General features: G+C 69.7%; 14 protein-coding genes. 11 read left to right on the top strand and 3 right to left on the bottom strand.

Translation table 11 applies throughout. The annotated features are described in order from the left end of the window. Positions 1-3 precede the first annotated feature (3 nt). The 7 genes from POL67_RS49515 (at position 4) to POL67_RS49485 (ending at position 10,187) form a co-directional block, all read left to right on the top strand. Entirely contained in the window at positions 4-2,538 is a 2,535-nt protein-coding gene (locus POL67_RS49515; RefSeq protein ID WP_271929364.1) for a glycosyltransferase, read from the top strand. Positions 2,539-2,650: 112 nt separating this feature from the next. Further along, positions 2,651-3,319, top strand: coding sequence for a ClpXP protease specificity-enhancing factor SspB (locus tag POL67_RS49510; protein ID WP_271929361.1), 669 nt, complete (start codon positions 2,651-2,653; stop codon positions 3,317-3,319). Positions 3,320-3,377: 58 nt separating this feature from the next. Beyond that, a complete protein-coding gene (locus POL67_RS49505) occupies positions 3,378-4,610 on the top strand; it encodes a branched-chain amino acid ABC transporter permease (protein WP_271929360.1) in 1,233 nt (410 codons plus the stop codon). Beyond that, the gene (locus POL67_RS49500; RefSeq protein WP_271929357.1) at positions 4,607-5,419 is read left to right on the top strand and encodes an ABC transporter ATP-binding protein; all 813 of its coding nucleotides are present in this window, start codon (positions 4,607-4,609) and stop codon (positions 5,417-5,419) included. The genes POL67_RS49505 and POL67_RS49500 overlap by 4 nt, the downstream gene beginning before the upstream one ends. Next, entirely contained in the window at positions 5,416-6,174 is a 759-nt protein-coding gene (locus tag POL67_RS49495) for an ABC transporter ATP-binding protein (RefSeq protein ID WP_271929355.1), read from the top strand. Before POL67_RS49500 ends, POL67_RS49495 begins: the two co-directional genes overlap by 4 nt. Positions 6,175-6,338: 164 nt before the next feature. Further along, entirely contained in the window at positions 6,339-6,707 is a 369-nt protein-coding gene (locus tag POL67_RS49490) for a DNA-binding transcriptional response regulator (RefSeq protein ID WP_271929352.1), read from the top strand. Positions 6,708-6,923: 216 nt separating this feature from the next. After that, positions 6,924-10,187, top strand: coding sequence for a MopE-related protein (locus POL67_RS49485; RefSeq protein WP_271929349.1), 3,264 nt, complete (start codon positions 6,924-6,926; stop codon positions 10,185-10,187). Between the two features lie 44 nt (positions 10,188-10,231). On the opposite strand, the gene POL67_RS49480 is transcribed toward POL67_RS49485, so the two are convergent. After that, on the bottom strand, positions 10,232-11,278 hold the full coding sequence (locus POL67_RS49480; RefSeq protein WP_271929346.1) for a hypothetical protein: 1,047 nt from the start codon (positions 11,276-11,278) through the stop codon (positions 10,232-10,234). A 261-nt stretch (positions 11,279-11,539) separates the two neighbouring features. Here POL67_RS49480 and POL67_RS49475 point away from each other — a divergent pair, with 261 nt between their 5' ends. The 4 genes from POL67_RS49475 to POL67_RS49460 all read left to right on the top strand — a co-directional run bounded on the left by POL67_RS49475 (position 11,540) and on the right by POL67_RS49460 (position 14,583). Continuing rightward, positions 11,540-13,072, top strand: a complete 1,533-nt coding sequence (locus tag POL67_RS49475; protein WP_271929343.1) for a cellulose synthase family protein — start codon at positions 11,540-11,542, stop codon at positions 13,070-13,072. A gap of 121 nt (positions 13,073-13,193) precedes the next feature. Further along, positions 13,194-13,520 (top strand): integration host factor subunit alpha, encoded by a 327-nt coding sequence (locus POL67_RS49470; protein WP_271929341.1) that lies wholly within the window; start codon positions 13,194-13,196, stop codon positions 13,518-13,520. Between the two features lie 5 nt (positions 13,521-13,525). Next, on the top strand, positions 13,526-13,915 hold the full coding sequence (locus POL67_RS49465) for a MerR family transcriptional regulator (protein WP_271929338.1): 390 nt from the start codon (positions 13,526-13,528) through the stop codon (positions 13,913-13,915). Between the two features lie 11 nt (positions 13,916-13,926). After that, the gene (locus POL67_RS49460; RefSeq protein ID WP_271929335.1) at positions 13,927-14,583 is read left to right on the top strand and encodes a hypothetical protein; all 657 of its coding nucleotides are present in this window, start codon (positions 13,927-13,929) and stop codon (positions 14,581-14,583) included. Between the two features lie 2 nt (positions 14,584-14,585). On the opposite strand, the gene POL67_RS49455 is transcribed toward POL67_RS49460, so the two are convergent. Both POL67_RS49455 and mgtE read right to left on the bottom strand, forming a co-directional pair. Beyond that, complete coding sequence (locus POL67_RS49455; protein ID WP_506333370.1) at positions 14,586-15,206, bottom strand: single-stranded DNA-binding protein; 621 nt, start codon at positions 15,204-15,206, stop codon at positions 14,586-14,588. A gap of 174 nt (positions 15,207-15,380) precedes the next feature. Continuing rightward, positions 15,381-16,769: a magnesium transporter gene (gene mgtE / locus POL67_RS49450; protein WP_271929331.1), complete on the bottom strand. Its 1,389-nt coding sequence runs from the start codon at positions 16,767-16,769 to the stop codon at positions 15,381-15,383. Positions 16,770-16,948 lie beyond the last annotated feature (179 nt).

The raw sequence follows: 16,948 nt of genomic DNA, 5'->3' as shown, positions 1-16,948 counted from the left end.
GCGATGTACGCGAGCCTGTTCCAGTCCGTGCTGTTCCCTCTGTACGAGACCCACCTCCGGAAGCGCGACACGTTGCGCGCGCTCGCCGCGCTCGAACAGTCGCAGTGGCGCACGCCCGAAGAGGTCGCCGAAGACTCGTTCCGAAAGCTCCTCGAAGCGCTCCACCACGCCGAGACGAACGTGCCCTTCTACCGGCGTCGCTTCGCGGAGTACGGCGTGCGCGCAAGCCAGGTGAAGGCGCCCGCGGACCTCGCGGCCTTCCCGATCCTGACGAAGGAAGACGTGCGCCTCTACAGCAAGGAGCTCGTCGCCGAGTCGCACGTGGGCAGGCTCCACCAGGGTGCGACCGGAGGCTCGACCGGCGTGCCGGTGCGCTTCGCGTACGATCACCCGACGTACGAGCGTCGTGTCGCCGCCGCGCTGCGCGCCGACGGCTGGGCCGGCGCGGCGCTGGGCGAGAAGGAGCTGCACGTATGGGGTCGTCCGCCCGGCGAGAAGAAGGGGTTCGCCACGGCGAAGCGCGCGGTGCACGAGGCGTTCTGGCGGCGCAAGTACGTCTCGACCTTCCACCTGCGCGCCGATCGGCTCGCCGACACGGTCCGCGAGATCGTCGACTACGCGCCGCGCGTGGTGGTCGGTTACACGACGCCGCTCTTCCTCCTCGCGCGCGCCGCGCTGGAGCACGGCATCACGATCCCGCCGCCCCGGGGCGTCATCACCTCCGCGGAGAAGCTCTTCGAGCCGCAGCGCGAGGTCATCGAGCGCGCGTTCGGCGCGCCCGTCTTCGATCGGTACGGCTGCCGCGAGGTGATGTTGATCGGCGCCGAGTGCGAGCGGCACGAGGGCCTGCACGTGCACGCCGAGGGCGTGTTCGTCGAGCTTTTCAGCGGAGGCCGCCCGGTCCCCGTGGGCACGCCCGGCGAGGTGCTCCTCACCGATCTCTACAACCGCGCGATGCCCTTCCTTCGCTACCGCAACGAGGACGTGGCCGTCGCCAAGGCCGGCGCCTGCGCGTGTGGTCGCGGGCTGCCGCGGCTCGCCTCGGTCGAGGGCCGCGTGCTCGATCTGCTCATCGGCGAGGACAGCCGCATCGTCGCCGGCGAGATGATCCCCTTCCTGTTCAAGGACCTGCCGGTCGAGCGCTACCAGGTCCACCAGCGCGCCGACCGCACGGTGACGCTGCGCATCGTGCCCGGGCCGAGCTACGGGCCCGAGGTGACGAAGCTCGTCGACGAGCGCCTGCGGCTCGTGCTCGGCGCGAACGCGCCGCTCACCGTGGAGCTCGTGCGCGACATCCCGCTCACCGCCGCGGGCAAACATCGGGTCACGGTCTCGGACGTGCCCGTGGATCTCGGCAGCGTGACGATCAAGAAGGCGAACGAGGACAAGCCCGCCGCGCGCGTCGCCACGCCGAGGCCCCGCACGCGCGTCGCGCACGTGGTGCTCGGCCTTCGGGCAGGCGGGCTCGAGCGTGTGGTGCTCGACCTCGTGCAAGGCATGGATCGATCGCGCTTCGATCCCATGGTGGTCGCGCTCGACGAGCCGGGCGAGCTCGCGCCGCGCCTCGCGTCGATGGACGTGCCGCTCCGGCTGCTCAAGCGGGGGCAGGGGCTCGATCCAAGCGTGATCGGCGAGCTCTCGGAGCTGTTCGGTCGTGAAGGGATCGATCTCGTGCACACGCACAACCCGCGCCCGCACGTGCACGGCGCGCTCGCGGCCCTCGCCGCGCGGCGCGTGACGGGCAAGCGGCCGCGCGTGGTGCACACGAAGCACGGGCGCAACTACCCGGACGACCTCGGGCGCGTGATCGCGAACCGCATGGCCTCGGCGCTCTCGGATCGGATCGTGGCCGTGAGCGACGACGCGCGGCGCGTGGCCTTGGAGATCGAGCGCGGCAGCGCGCGGCGGCTCGTGACGATCCGCAACGGCGTCGACACGCGCGCCTACAAGCCCGGCGACGCCCCGCGCGCGAGGCAGGCGCTCGACGTGCCCGCGGGCGTGCTCCACGTGGGCTGCGTGGCGCGCCTCTCGGCCGAGAAGGACCACGCCACGCTGATCACGGCGTTCGCGCGCGTGCGTACGAGCCACCCCGGCGCGCAGCTCACGCTCGTCGGTGACGGAGCCGAGCGCGCTTCGCTCGAAGCGCTGGTCAAAAAGTTCGGCCTGCAAGGCGCGGTGAGCTTCCTCGGCCACCGCGACGACGTGGCCGCGCTCCTGCCCGGCTTCGACCTCTTCGCGCTCGCCTCGCGCACGGAGGGCACGAGCCTCACGCTCCTCGAAGCCGCGGCCGCGGGCCTGCCGATCGTGGCCACGCGGGTGGGCGGCAACCCCGAGGTCGTGGCCGACGGCGAGACCGGCCTCCTCGTCCCCGCCGGACAGCCCGCCGCGCTCGCCGACGCGATCGGGAGCGTCTGGGCGCGCCCCGATCGCGCGCGCATGGGCGCCGCCGGCCGCGCGCTCGTCGAAGAACGCTACGGGATGGGAAAGATGCTCTCCGCCTACGAGACCCTGTACGCCGAGGTCTTGCGCCTCGCCTGAGGCTGCTTGGTCTTGAAACGCCCGCGCGCCGGCCTCCGAGCAGGCGCGCGCGGCTTGCGGACGCGCATTCCGGGCTTGGCGAGATGCGCGCTTACAGGGTATCGGAGAGAAGATGTCCGACGGTCACCAGAAGCTCCCGCCCAAGAAGGAGGTCGCGCTCGCCCTGCTCGAGGGGCCCAGCATGTACGTGCACCTCGACCCGCGACGCTCGGGCGTGCTGGTGCCGAAGCGCTTCCTCGAAAAGTCGCAGCTCGTCCTGCAAATCGGGCTCAACATGTTCATCCCGATCCCCGACCTCAAGGTCGACGACGAGGGCATCTCCTGCACGCTCTCGTTCGATCGGGCCCCCTTCTCGTGCTTCATGCCCTGGAACGCGATCTACGCGCTCGTCGGCGAAGACGGCCGGGGGATGATGTGGCCGACCGACATCCCGCCCGAGGTCGTGGCGCAGATGCAGGCCCCGCAGCAGCAGGCGAAGGACGCGCAGAAGCCCGTGCAGAAGAAGCCGCGCCCCCGGCTCGCCGCGGTCGGCGACGCGCCTCCGGAGCCCGAGGACAAGCCGCTCGCCGAGGATCCGGCCCCGGCGCAGGCCGCGCCTCCCGAGGAAGCCGCCGCGAAGGAAGGTGCCTCGGGCGAAGCGGCCGCGGCCGCGGAGAGCAGCACCGAAGAGCCGAAGACCGTGGAAGCGACGGAGTCTCCGCGCCCGCAGGCCGCGCCCGCGCTGGGACCAGGTCGCAAGCCGCGCCGCGAGCTGCCGCCCTACCTGCGGGTGGTGAAGTAAGAACCCGCGTCGCTCCTGCTTGACCGTAGGAGCCGGTCGCGCGAGTTTTCCACCGCCCATGTCCCCTTCGACGCTGGGAGACGGCGCTCGGACGAGCCGAGCCACGTCGACCAACCCCCTCCTGCGCCGCATCCTGGTCACGTTGGCCCTCATCGGCGCCGTCGTGGGGCTCGAATTCGCGTTCGACACGCTCGTGCCCGACGCGGCCCTGCAACAGCTCGTGCTGTTCGCCATGGTCAACGTCGTCGTGGCCCTCTCGCTGAACGTCATCAACGGGATGGCGGGGCAGTTCTCGATCGGCCACGCAGGCTTCGTCGGGATCGGCGCGTACACGGCCGCGATCGTCGCGGGGCACATCCACAAGGCGCTCGGCGTCGACGACATCCTCTTCTCGAACTCGTTCCTCGTCATGCCCGTGGCGATCCTCGCGGCGGGCGCGGTGGCCGCGCTCTTCGGCTTCGTCGTGGGCTTGCCGAGCCTCCGGCTCCGCGGCGATTACCTCGCGATCGTCACGCTCGGCTTCGCCGAGATCTTCCGGCTGGTCATCGCGACAGCGCAGACGGGCGGCGACGTCGAGGGGCCGGTCGCGCAGTTCCTCGCCTACCTCGGCGGGCAAAACGGATACGCGGGGCCGGATCGCAACGGCGTGCCTCAGTACGCCGGCCCGTTCTGGATCTTCGGCGCGGCCGCGGTCGCGGTGATCATCGCGTGGCGGCTGAAGTTCTCGGGCTGGGGACGCGCGCTCCGGGCGCTGCGCGAGGACGAGATCGCGACGGCCAGCGTGGGCGTCGATCCGACGCGGTACAAGGTGACCTCGTTCGTCATCGCGGCGACCGGGGCCGGCATCGCGGGCGCGATGCTCGCGTCGATGCGCAACGGCAACCCGACCGTCCAGCCCGATCAGTTCACGTTCGCCTACTCGTTCGACGCGATCACCATGGTGATCCTCGGCGGCTCGGGCAGCGTGTCCGGCGCGATCGTGGGCGGCGTGTTCGTCACGTTCACCGTGAAGATGATCGAGCAGCTCCAGCGCTTCGAGTCGGTGCAGGCGCTCCAGGCGGCCTACCCCTCGCTCGACCTCAACGCGCTGCGCATGGTCATCTACGCGTCCGTGCTGATCGGCCTCATGATCCTGCGCCCCGAGGGCATCTTCGGCGAGCGCGAGCTCTTCCGGCGCAAGCCCCGCCAGCGCGTCAGCCACGCTCCGCCCGAGCCCGTGCCTGCGCGCACCGAGGTGGAGGCGGATTCGAAGAGCGAGACCGGGCCCCTCACCGGGAAGGGGGACAAGTGAGCGCGCTCGATCTTCAGGGCGTGACCAAGACCTTCGGCGGCCTGCGCGCTGTCGGGGGCGTGACCTTCCAGGTGCCCGAGCGCTCGATCTTCGGCCTCATCGGGCCGAACGGCGCGGGCAAGACGACGGTCTTCAACCTCGTGACCGGCGTCTACAAGCCGGATACGGGCTCGATCCGCTTCGCCGGCGAGGAGCTCTCGCTGCTCAAGCCCGCGCAGATCGCGCGCCGCGGCGTCGCGCGCACCTTCCAGAACATCCGCCTCTTCGGCCAGCTCACCGTGCTGGAGAACGTGCTCGTCGCCTGCGAGAACCGCAGGCGCTCGGGCCTGTTCTCGGCGCTGCTCCGCTCGCCCGCTTTCTTCCGCGACGAGGCCGAGATGCAGCGCCGCGCGATCGAGCTGCTCGCGATCTTCGACCTCGACAAACTCGCGGACGAGACCTCGACCTCGCTCTCCTACGGCAACCAGCGCCGGCTGGAGATCGCCCGCGCGATGATGCTCGAGCCGAAGATCCTGCTGCTCGACGAGCCGGCCGCGGGCATGAACTACGGCGAGGCCGAGGGCCTGAAGAAGCAGATCCGTTGGCTGCGCGACCGCTTCGATCTGACGGTCATCCTCGTCGAGCACAACATGCAGGTGGTCATGGGCGTGTGCGAGGAGATCCACGTGCTCGACCACGGCGAGACGATCGCCCACGGCACGCCCGAGGAGGTCCGCAAGGACCCCAAGGTCCTCGCGGCGTACCTCGGCGAAGAGACGCCGGACGAGGCCGCGGTCGCCGCTGCGGCCGAGGAGGAGGCCTCGACGTGAAGACCGCGCACCCGACGCGAAAGGCCCCCACGGCCGAGGCCGGCAAGCCGCTGCTCGTCGTGGAGAACCTCGCCGTCTCGTACGGCGGCATCAAGGCGCTGAAGGGCGTGAGCCTGGAGGTGCGCCGCGGCGAGATCGTCGCGATGATCGGCGCGAACGGCGCGGGCAAGACGACGACGCTGAAGACGATCGTGCGGCTCTTGCCGATCGCCGCGGGCAAGGTCGTCTACGACGGCAAGGATCTCGCCGGGGTCCCGGCCGAGGAGATGGTGAGCCTCGGCATCTCCCTCGTCCCCGAGGGCCGCGCGATCTTCCCGAACCTCACGGTGCGCGAGAACCTGGAGATCGGCGCCTGGAACCACAAGAACCGGGCGACGATGGACGAGACGCTCGAAGACGTGGTGCGCCTCTTCCCGCGGCTCGGCGAGCGCATGAAGCAGGAGGGCGGCACGCTCTCGGGGGGTGAGCAGCAGATGCTCGCGATTGGGCGCGCGCTGATGGCCAGGCCTTCCATGCTCCTGCTCGACGAGCCCTCGCTCGGCATCGCGCCGCGTCTCGTCGCGGACATCTTCGAGGCGATCGCCCGGGTCGCGCAGGCCGGGACGACCATCCTGCTCGTCGAGCAGAACACGCGCCTGGCGCTGAAATACAGCATGCGGGCGTATGTGCTCCGTACCGGCGAGATCGCGATGACCGGCGATTCGAAGGCGCTCGCGGCGAATGAAGAAGTCCGCGCGGCGTACCTCGGCGGCTAGCGCTCCCCGATCTCGCTCGTACTGCGAAATGACGCGGCACGTGGTGTGCAAACGTGATCGCACCGATCGCGCAGCGCCGCCTGCGTAGCCGCGCCGAACCCGCACTCTGCGCGTTCGCCGGTTCTTGGGCCCACGGGCGCGTCTTTTGCTAAGGGCGAACCATCATGGATCCTGTTGCTCCGATACGCGTCCTGGTCATCGACGAGAACCTTACGAACGCCGGTGATCTCGCCTCGTTCCTCTCCGCGCATCATTACGATGTGTCGACCTGCTCTGCCCTGGACGGGGCCCGGAGCGCGGTCTCGTCGCGCAGGCCGCACGTGCTCGTGCTCGCGACGAAGGACCATCCGCACGCCGAGGTCGAGGAGGTGCGTAAGGTGTATCCTCGGCTGCCGCTCGTGCTCCTGACGGAGGAGGCGGGGCAGGAGCTCCTGCTCGACGTCGAGGCGTTCGCCCCCGCGGTCCCGGCTTGCCCTGCGCGCGGCTTTGGCCACATCGAGTCGGCCGTCGAAGCTGCAGCGCACTTTTCCTGACGTCCTGCACATCGATCCCCGCGAGGGGCGCCGCGTTCGTCGTGGCTCGACGGACACAGGTGCGTGTCCGTAGCGCCGTGCTTGCGCAGCGCGGCGGGAAAGGCGACCATTCGGCCCCCTGGTCGAAGGCTCGACCAAGGGTCGAGGTGCGCCCGCCTTCCCCCGGCGCGCCTTCGCCGAGGCTCCCGCCTCGTTCGCGCCCTTCCCGGAGGACCGATGTCAATATTCAAGGGCTTCCTCGCCGTCCTTGCGGCGCTTTGCGTCTTCGTGTTCGCAGGGCGCGCCGAGGCGACGCATTTCCGCTACGGCAACATCACCTGGAGCATCCCCGACCCGGTGTCGGCTCCACGCACCGTGCGCTTCGAGGTTACGACAGCCTGGCGCAGCACGTTCGTCGATTCCACCACGCTCAATTTCGGCGACGGCAGCTATCACGCCACGACGACGGGCGCGATCATCGGTAGCGGGGTCGATGCCGCGGGCCTCGAGTACAAGGTCACCCGGTACGCCGCGACGCACACCTACGCGTCGGCCGGCCCGTTCACCGCGTATTTCGACTCGTGCTGCCGCATCTCGGAGCTCGTGAACGGCGCCGACGATGACTTCCGCGTCGAGGCGAAGGTCGACTTGTTGCCGGGCAACACGGGCAACGCCGTCTCGGTGGTGCCCGCGATCATCCAGATGCAGATCAACGGGATCCGCACGATCCAGATCCCCGCGACCGATCCCGATGGAGCGCCAGTCACCTGTCGCTTCTCCAACGCCGCGGAGATCGGCTCCGCGGCCACGGTCAATCCCCCGCAGATTCCGGCCAACAGCAACGCCCCGACGCTCACCACGAGCACGACCCCGCCGGGCTGCACGCTCACGTGGAACACGAACGGCGCCGTCGCGGGCCAATCGTATGCGGTTCAGGTGGTGCTCGAGTCGCCGAACGAGAACGACCCGACGGCCAAGAGCAGCGCCGTGGTCGACTTCATGATCGAGATGGTCCAGTCGCCCGTGCCGACGTGCACGGGCAGCGACAGCTTCGTCGTCGACATGGGCCAGACGCTGAACACGAGCTTCACGGGGACGTCGAACTCGTTCCTCAAGATGACGTCGATCGGCTCGGTCGGCGTGCTGAACCCCATCCCCGGCACGACGAAGCCGAGCCCCTTCACGACGAACCTCACCTGGACGCCCGGCCCCGGTGAGGAGGGGACACAGGTCCTCGCGATCGTTTACACGAACCAGCTCAACGTCAGCGGCTACTGCACGCTCACGGTGACGGTGCCGGAGTGCGCCGCGTACGGCACACCCTGCTCGATCGGCATCGGCGCCTGCCTGGGTACGGGCATCCAGCAGTGCCTCGGACCCGACATCATTTGCACCGCCGTTGCGAAGGAGCCGATGCCCGAGGTCTGCAACGGCATCGATGACGACTGCAACGACACGATCGACGACAACAACCCCGAGTCCGGCACGGTCTGCCCGACGGGCCTGCCCGAGGTCTGCGGCACGGGTTTGAACAACTGCAACGCAGGCGTGCTCGAGTGCGTGCCCGACGTCGCGCCCGGCAGCATCACCGAGACCTGCAACGGGGTCGACGACGATTGCGACGGCACGACCGACGAGGGCTACGGCCTCGGCGTGGCCTGCATCGTGGGCGACGGCGTGTGCGAGGCGGTCGGCAAGATCGTCTGCGACGGGCCGGAGGCCACGACGTGCGACGCCGTCCCCAGCACTCCCCAGCCGGAGAAGTGCGACGGCGCGGACAACGACTGCAACGGCGTGCCCGACGACGGCTTCGCTGTCGGCGAGCCCTGCATGGAAGGCCTCGGCGAGTGCATCACGAGCGGCGTGAAGGTCTGCAACGCCATGGGCGACGGCGTGGTCTGCAACGCGGTGCCCGGCACGCCGAGCATCGAGATCTGCGGCGACGACAAGGACACCGACTGCGACGGCAACAACGAAAACGGCTGCGGCGACGCGGACGGCGACGGCCTGTACGACGCCCTCGAAGAGCAGACCGGCACGAACCCGAACGACGCCGACAGCGACGACGACGGCGTGCTCGACGGCGAGGAGCCCCAATGGGACGAGGACTCCGACGGCGACGGGCTCATCAACGCGCTCGACCCCGACAGCGATGACGACGGCCTGTTCGACGGCACCGAGCTCGGCAAGTCCTGCAACGATCCCGACACGGCCGCGCAGTTCGGCCACTGCCGGCCCGACGCCGACTCCGGCCAGACGGGGACCGATCCGCTGAACCCCGACAGCGACGACGACGGCAAGAGCGACGGCTCGGAGGACGCGAACCTGAACGGCACCGTCGACCCGGGCGAGGGCAACCCCGAGAACCCCGGCGACGCGAACACGACGAAGGACTTCGACGGCGACGGCCTCGGCGACGCGCTGGAGAAGACGCTCGGCACGGACGAGAAGGACGCGGACTCGGACGACGACGGCCTGCTCGACGGCGAGGAGCGGAACCCGAGCGACGACACGGACGGCGACGGGCTCATCAACGTGCGTGACGTCGACAGCGACAACGACGCGCTCTTCGACGGCACCGAGGCGGGCAAGGGCTGCCAGCACCCGGCGACGAACGCCTCGGCCGGTCATTGCCGCGCCGACGGCGATCTCGGCGGCACGAAGACCTCGCCCGTCTTGCGCGACACCGACGGCGGCAAGAAGAGCGACGGCTCCGAGGACGGCAACCTCAACGGCGTGGTCGACTCGGGCGAGGGCAATCCAAACAACGAGTCCGATGATGCGAATGTCGTCGACACCGACGGCGACGGCCTGAGCGACGCGCTCGAGAAGGCGCTCGGCACGGGCGCGAACGACGCGGACACGGACGACGACGGCCTCGCCGACGGCGACGAGCCGAACCCGAGCGACGACACCGACGGCGACGGCGGGCGCAACGTGAAGGACGCGGACTCGGACAACGACGGTCTCGCCGACGGCACGGAGGCGGGCCGCCCGTGCGACGGCGAGGGGACGGACCCGGCCGCGCAGAAGTGCACCGCGGACGCGGACAACGGCGCGACGAAGACGCTCGTGCTCGTCGCGGACACGGACGGCGGCTCGAAGAGCGACGGCGCCGAGGACGCGAACCTGAACGGCATGGTCGACGCAGGCGAGACGAACCCGCTCTTCCCGGGCGACGATGTCACGCAGCCCGAGTGCACGACGGACGCGGACTGCGGCGGCGCGTCGAGCGGCACGATCTGCGAGGATCAGCGCTGCGTTCCCGGCTGCCGCGGCGACGGCGGCAACGGCTGCCCCGAAGGTCAGGTGTGCACGTCGACGTCGGGCGCGGCCGGCCTGTGCAAGGCCGAGCCGCCGCCGGACACCACCCCGGAGACGCCGGAGCCCACCGAGGGTTGCGGCTGCCGCACCGCGCCTGCGCAAGGCGGCGCGCTGCCCATCACGCTCACCCTCGTCGCGGGTCTCCTCTTCGCGACGCGCCGCCGCCGCGCGGCCTGAACACCCGCCCCGTCACCCCTCTCCCGCGGCCGCGGGAGAGGGGTTCATCCCACCTCATCCGAAGCCACGAGCCCGTCGTAGAACTCGGTCACGATCGACGCGAGCCACGCTTGCGCGGCCGGCGTCGCGATCGTCGCCGTGAGCGCGGGGAACGTCGCGTCCGCGAGGGCGAGGACGAGCTCGCGCGGAGGTCTGTCCGGCAGCCCGAGCGACGCGAACACCTCGGACACGGGCTTCGCCTCGTTCTCCTTCACCCACGCCATCACGAACGCGCGTCGCCGCGCCGCGAGCTCTTCGTTCGCCGCGAGGTGCGCCGCCACGTCGACGCCGATGCGCGCGCCTTGCTTCGCCGCGTCGACATCGAGCAGCACCTCGGCGAACCGTTGCTCCAGGAGAAACCTGGCGAGCCTCTGCCGCAGCGCGACGAACGGCGGCTCGCTGCCGCGCGCGAGGATCGACTCCGCGGCGTTCTTCACGGCCTTTTGCGAGAAGCCGAGCAAGAACTTCCGGATCTCCGGATCGAGCCGCTTCTCGAAGTCCACGCGCAGCCCGTCGATCGATTTGCCCACGCCGCCGAGGCCGAACGGCCCGAGCTTCTTCATCAGCGAGGGCAAACCCCACTCCGCGACGAAGGGGTTCACGCGCTCCGAGAACTGCTTCAGCCCGTCGTGCATCACCTCGCGCATCACCTCGCGCGCGGCCTCGCTCTCGGCGATCTCGCGCACGAGCTTCGGCGGCAGCACGTCGGGCCGCGCGACGAGCTCGGCGAGGCCTTTTTGCGCGTGCTCCGGCACGAACGATCCGATCGTCGCGCGCTCCTTCAGGAGCAGCCCGTGCACCTCGCGCGCGAGCCGCTCGATCGCGGGGCGCAACGAGCCGTCCACGGTCTGCTTCGTGATCGCCGCATCGAGCGCCGAGGCAAGCGAGCCCGGCTCGACGAGCTGACCGAGCGGCGCGAAGCGAAGCTCGTCGAGCACGTTGGCCACGGTCTTTTGCCACTCGGCGCGCGCGGAGGGCGAGGTGAGACGCGCTTTCAGGAAGGCGATGTGTCGCGTCTTGAGGTCTTCGAGCGCGGCGCGGGTCGTCTGCACGGATCGATCGTTCACCTGCCGAAGGTAACCCGCGTGCCTTTTCAGCGCGAGGCGCCGAGGGCATGCGGGTCCTCCGGCACCGGGTTGAAGTGTCGAGGTTCGTCAGGACTTGTCACGGGGGGCGGGGGAGCTGCGGCAGGCGTGTGACGAGCAGAGACAAACCGAGACAACGTTTTACAAGTCCATGACAACTATGACGGCCGGCCTCTGGTACTCCCTCGTTGTTCCGCTGTTTTTTTGCGCCCGAGGGAGGCGCGCACGATGCTCCACACGATGCTCGTCGTCCTGTACTTCGCCGTCCTCCTCGCTCTCAGCGCCTACGGTCTGCACCGGCTGCACCTCGTGCTGCTGTGCCTGCGGCATCGCCGCCAGATCGAGCGCGCGAAGCAAATGCCCCACGTGGCCGAAGAAGACCTGCCTCGTGTGACGATCCAGCTCCCACTGTTCAACGAGTCCACCGTGGCCGCGCGCCTGCTCGAAGCGACCGCGCGCATGGACTACCCGGCGGACAAGCTGGAGATCCAGGTCCTCGACGACTCGACCGACGAGACGCAAGCGCTCGTCCGCGCGCACGTCGACCGCCTGCGCGAGCGCGGCATCGACGCCGTCTACCTGCACCGGACGAACCGCGTCGGCTACAAGGCGGGCGCCCTCGACGAGGGGCTCAAGGTCGCGAAGGGTGAGCTCGTCGCCATCTTCGACGCGGACTTCATCCCGCAGCCCTCGTTCGTTCGCAGCATCGTGGGTCACTTCGCGGACCCGAAGATCGGCATGGTCCAGACGCGCTGGGGCCACCTGAACCGCGAGCACTCGGTGCTCACGAAGGTGCAGGCGCTCATGCTCGACGGCCACCACCTCGTCGAGAACCGCGCGCGCTACGGCGCCGGCCTGCTCTTCAACTTCTCCGGCACCGGCGGCATGTGGCGCAAGAACGCGATCCACGAGGCCGGCGGCTGGCAGCACGACACGCTCACCGAGGACCTCGACCTCTCGTACCGCGCGCAGCTCGCGGGCTGGAAGTTCGTCTACCGCGAGGACGTGGTCTCGCCGTCGGAGCTGCCCGAGGATGTCTCGGCCCTCCGCGCGCAGCAGTACCGCTGGGCGAAGGGCACCGTGCAGACGGCCCGCAAGCTCCTCAAGCGCGTGCTCTCCTCGAACATCACCCTGGCGCAGCGCATCGAGGCGCTCTTCCACCTTACGCCGCACTTCGCCTACCCGCTCATGGTGACCCTGAGCGTGCTGCTCCTGCCCGCGCTCGTGCTCCTGCCGGCCACGGACACGCTCACGATGCTCATCGTGGATCTGCCGCTCTGCGTGGCGACGACGGGCTCGCTCGCGGCGTTCTACATGTTCGCCGAGGCGGCCCAGGGCCGGAGCCGCGCGAACGTGCTCACGCGGCTGCCGATGCTCATCGCCCTCGGCACGGGCCTCGCGCCGCACCTCTCGAAGGCGGTCTTCGAGGGCATGCGCCACATGGCCGGTGAGTTCGTCCGGACCCCGAAGCACGGCGTCAACAAGGGCCGCTACCGCGCCCGCGCCGACCTGCCGCTCCTCGAGACGGGCCTGTGCCTGCTCTCCTTCGGCTCGACGGTCGCCTCGATCCAGACGGGCCACTACTTCGCCACGCCCTTCGCAGCGCTCTTCACGATCGGCTACGGCTACGTGGCGATGCTCGTGGCGCACGAGCAGTCGACGCGCCGCCGCGAGGCCGCGCCCATGCTCCTCGCCGCGTCGAGCGAGCGCCCGAGCGAGCCCACGGCTGCCGAGCAGCCCGTCGGCAAGCTCGCTGCCTGATCGCTCCTCCCTCCCGCCACGCGCCTCCGCCGCGCCCCTCCTCGCCTTTCCGCATCACTCCCCCCTGGAAATTCCCGGCCCGGGCTCTTATTCTCGGCGTCGCAAGGGCGGGACTTCGTCTATGACCAAGGCCGAAATCGTACAAGCCGTCTACGGTCGGCTCGGGGGGTTCTCGAAGAAGGAGTCGGCAGACCTCGTCGACCTCATCTTCGAGACGATGAAAGAGACCCTCGGCCGCGGTGAGAAGATCAAGATCTCGGGCTTCGGCAATTTCGTTCTGCGCGACAAACGCCAGCGTCAGGGCCGGAATCCGCAGACGGGCGACCCGATCGTGATCACCGAGCGCCGTGTCCTCTCCTTCAAGGCGAGCCAGATCCTGAAGCACGCGTTGAACCCGCGTGTCTCCGGGGCGAGCGGCGCCACGGCTTCCGCCGTCGCGGAGGAGTGAGCGGCTTGTCCGGGCGCCGAGAGCTTCCTGCGAAGCTCTACTACCGCATCGGAGAGGTCGCCGGGATCGTCGGCGTCGAGACGCACGTGCTGCGTTACTGGGAGAGCGAGTTCCGCTCGATCCGGCCGCAGAAGTCCGCCAAAGGGCAACGTGTCTACTCGCGCCGCGACGTGGAGACGCTGCTCAAGGTGAAGGAGCTGCTCTACGCGCACCGCTTCACGATCGCGGGCGCGCGGCGCAAGCTGCGCGAGGGCGGCATCGAGCCGCCCGGCGAGGACGATCCGAGCGTGGAGCAAGCGCGCCGCATGCGCGAGGCGCTGCTCGACATCCGGAGCGAGCTCGTCGCGATGATGCGTGAGCTCGACGAGCCCAAGGCCACGGGCAAGAAGAGCTAGAGCGGCGCGCGATGACCGAGCGGCGCGAGGAGGCGCTCTCCGGCGGGGCCATCGTGCGCTTCGGCGTGCCCGCGGGCGCGGTGGAAGAGCGCGCCGAGGCGCTGCCGCGGATCGAGGTGTCGAGCCTGAAAGGCGCGCGCGTAGGGCTGCGGCGTGGCTTCGTGGATGAGGCGGGCCTGCGGCTGCGCGTCGCGTGCGTGGAGGCGCCGTCGGACCGGTTCGCGCCGGGCGTGGAGGAGATCGTGCTCGGCATGGCGACGTCGATCGCGCGGAGCGCGGCGTCGGATGGGATCACGCTCGACCGCTGGGATGCCGAGGGCATCACGCGGCACGAGGGCCGCTTCGAGCAAGCGCTCACGGGGCAGGGGACGCGCGGCGACAGGCCCGTCACGCTTCGAGGTCGGCACGTGCTCGGCTTCGAGGGCGCCGCGCGCGAAGCAGTGCTGTGCACGTTCGTCTGCGAGGAGCCACGTGCGGGCGAGCGTTGCGCCGAGCTCGTGGCGAACGCCGAGCTCGCGTCGCTGGTGCCGCCGCCGCCGCCGAGTTTTTTGGTGCGTGTGATCTTGATGGCAGCCGAGCGGCCGCGGGAGGCGGCCTTGCTCGGCCTGGGGATTGGCGTGCTCTTGGTCGCGGTGCTGCTCGCGCGGCGACCGCGACCTTCGCCCTGAGATCAGAACGGGATGTCGTCGCCGCCGTCGTAGCCGAAATCATCCGGCGGAGGCCCAGGATCCGGCGCGGGACGACCCCCGCCGCCGCCACCGCCACCGCCACCGCCACCGCCGCGGCTGCCGCCGCCACCGCCGCCGCCACTGCGCGGGCCGCCGTAGCCGCCACCGCCGCCGCGGCTGCCACCGCCACCGCCGCCACCGCCGCCGCCACCACTGAAGTCGCCGTAATCGCCGCCGCCGCCGCCGCGCGCGGGCGGGCCGGAGCCGGAGAAGTCGGCGGGCGGGCCCATGTCATCGCCGGCGGGCGCGCCGCGACCGCGGCTGGCGAGGATCACGTTGTTCGCGATGACCTCGGTCTTGTAGCGCTTGTTGCCGTCGCGATCGTCGTAGCTCGACGTGCGCAGCGAGCCCTCGACGAAGAGCGACGTTCCCTTGCCGAGGATCTTCGCCAGCGCCTCGCCGCGCTTGCCCCACACGACGACGTTGTGCCAGTCGGTGCGCTCGCGGCGGACCTTGTCTTTGTCGAGGTAGCTCTCGGTCGTGGCGAGGCGGAGGTTGAGCACGGCTTGGCCACCCTGGGTGAACCGAAGCTCGGGATCTGCGCCCAGATTTCCGAGCAACATGACGCGATTGAAACCTTCCGCCATCGACTTGTCCTTCCTTACAACCCTTGCGACACAGACCGCGCGCGGACTCCGGTCTCCCTTGTTCCGCACCGAGCGTCAAGCGAGAGGCGTCCCTCATCAGATTGTTCGTTTTTCGGCTCCCGTTCGGCTCGTTCGTCCGCGCGGCGTTCGTCAGTGCACGGTCTTCGCGGCTTGCGCGATCACCTCGGCGAGCAGGAGCTTCGCGACGTTCAGATAGATCAGGATCCCGAGCACGTCGATCAGCGTGGCGATGAACGGCGTCGAGCTCGTCGCTGGATCGAGGCCGAGCTTGCGCAGGAGCAGCGGCAGCATCGAGCCCACGGTGCAGCCCATGATCACGATGAAGAGCAACGTGAAGCCGACGGTGAACATCAGCGGAAAGCCGTCGCCCCAGAGGTAGATGCGCGTCATGCCGATGGTCGCGAGCATCAGGCCGAGCACCACGCCTTGGCCGATCTCGCGCACGATGACGCGCTTCCAGTCGTTCGGCTTCACGTCGCCCACGGCGAGGCCGCGGATGATGAGCGACGACGACTGCGAGCCGGTGTTGCCGCCTGTCGAGATGAGCATCGGCACGTAGTAGGCGAGCTTCGAGACGGCCTCGATGATCTCGTCGTAGTGCCGAAGCACCGTGCCCGTGATGAACTCGCTCACGAGCAGCGCTGCGAGCCAGGGCGCGCGCTTCTGGATGAACGTCCAGAACCCCGTCTGGAAGTAGCCCTCCGCCATCGGCTCGACGGCGGCGAGGCGCTGCAAGTCTTCGTTCTGCTCCTGCGTGAGCACGTCCATCACGTCGTCGACTGTGATCACGCCGAGCAGCTTTCGATCCGGGCCGACCACGGGCATCGCCGCGAAGTCGTACTTCGCCATCTTCCGCGCGACCTCTTCCTGATCGGTCTCGGGGCTCAGCGCGAAAATGTTCTCCGTCATCACGTCCGTGATCCGGTCCGTGGACGTGGCGAGCAGGAGATCACGCAAGGACACGATGCCGAGCAGGCGCTCCTCGTCCGAAAGTACGTAGACGTAATAAATCGTCTCGGCATCCTGGGAGGATTGACGGATGCGCTCGATCGCCTCGGCGACCGTGATCGTGGGCGGCACCGAGACGTAGTCGGTGGTCATCAGGCCGCCGGCGCTGTCCTCGGGCCACTTCGCGAGCTCTTCGACCTCGGCGGCGGCCTCGGGATCGACCTTCTCCAGCGTCTCGAGCAGGTTGTCGCCGACCTCCTCGGGCAGGGCTTCGATGAGGTCGGTCCGCTCGTCGGCGGCCATCTCCGAGACGATCGGTGCGGCGTGCTCGACGCCGAGCTCCTCGACGAGCGCCTCCTGCTGATCCTCGTCGAGGCGCTCGAAGATCGGCGCGGCCTCCTCGGGCTTCAGCGTCTTGAGGATGAGGGCCGCTTCGTGCTCTTCGAGCATGCCGAGCAGGTCGGCGAGGTCCTCGTCGTGGATCTCCTCGAGCAAGGCGCCGATCTGCGCGGGATCTTCGGCGAGGAGCTCTCGCACCTCGGGCAGCATCGCGACGGCGACTCGCATCATCGGGCGCCAATCAGCCAGAGGAGCCGCGCGCCCGCAAGCAGGATCGCGGGGGGTGCGGCGAGGCGCTGGGGCGCTCGGTTCGGGCCCCGTCCCGGCCTCCCGCCCCCGGTCCCGGACCGGCTCGTCCGTTGTCCATGGCGCCAACTAAGTTGGCAAATGGCAGAGCAGGATCTCCACGG

The sequence above is a fragment of the Polyangium mundeleinium genome (genome assembly GCF_028369105.1).
Taxonomy (GTDB): Bacteria; Myxococcota_A; Polyangia; order Polyangiales; family Polyangiaceae; genus Polyangium; species Polyangium mundeleinium.
Note: the sequence above shows the minus strand (reverse complement) of the source record. Positions and strands in the feature narration are given on the sequence as shown.

Coding starts and splice junctions, on each gene's coding strand:
- POL67_RS49515 (WP_271929364.1), top strand. CDS start 4: ATGTACGCGAGCCTGTTCCAGTCCGTGCTGTTCCCTCTGTACGAGACC.
- POL67_RS49510 (WP_271929361.1), top strand. CDS start 2,651: ATGTCCGACGGTCACCAGAAGCTCCCGCCCAAGAAGGAGGTCGCGCTC.
- POL67_RS49505 (WP_271929360.1), top strand. CDS start 3,378: ATGTCCCCTTCGACGCTGGGAGACGGCGCTCGGACGAGCCGAGCCACG.
- POL67_RS49490 (WP_271929352.1), top strand. CDS start 6,339: ATGGATCCTGTTGCTCCGATACGCGTCCTGGTCATCGACGAGAACCTT.
- POL67_RS49485 (WP_271929349.1), top strand. CDS start 6,924: ATGTCAATATTCAAGGGCTTCCTCGCCGTCCTTGCGGCGCTTTGCGTC.
- POL67_RS49475 (WP_271929343.1), top strand. CDS start 11,540: ATGCTCCACACGATGCTCGTCGTCCTGTACTTCGCCGTCCTCCTCGCT.
- POL67_RS49470 (WP_271929341.1), top strand. CDS start 13,194: ATGACCAAGGCCGAAATCGTACAAGCCGTCTACGGTCGGCTCGGGGGG.
- POL67_RS49460 (WP_271929335.1), top strand. CDS start 13,927: ATGACCGAGCGGCGCGAGGAGGCGCTCTCCGGCGGGGCCATCGTGCGC.
- POL67_RS49455 (WP_506333370.1), bottom strand. CDS start 15,206: ATGTTGCTCGGAAATCTGGGCGCAGATCCCGAGCTTCGGTTCACCCAG.
- mgtE (WP_271929331.1), bottom strand. CDS start 16,769: ATGATGCGAGTCGCCGTCGCGATGCTGCCCGAGGTGCGAGAGCTCCTC.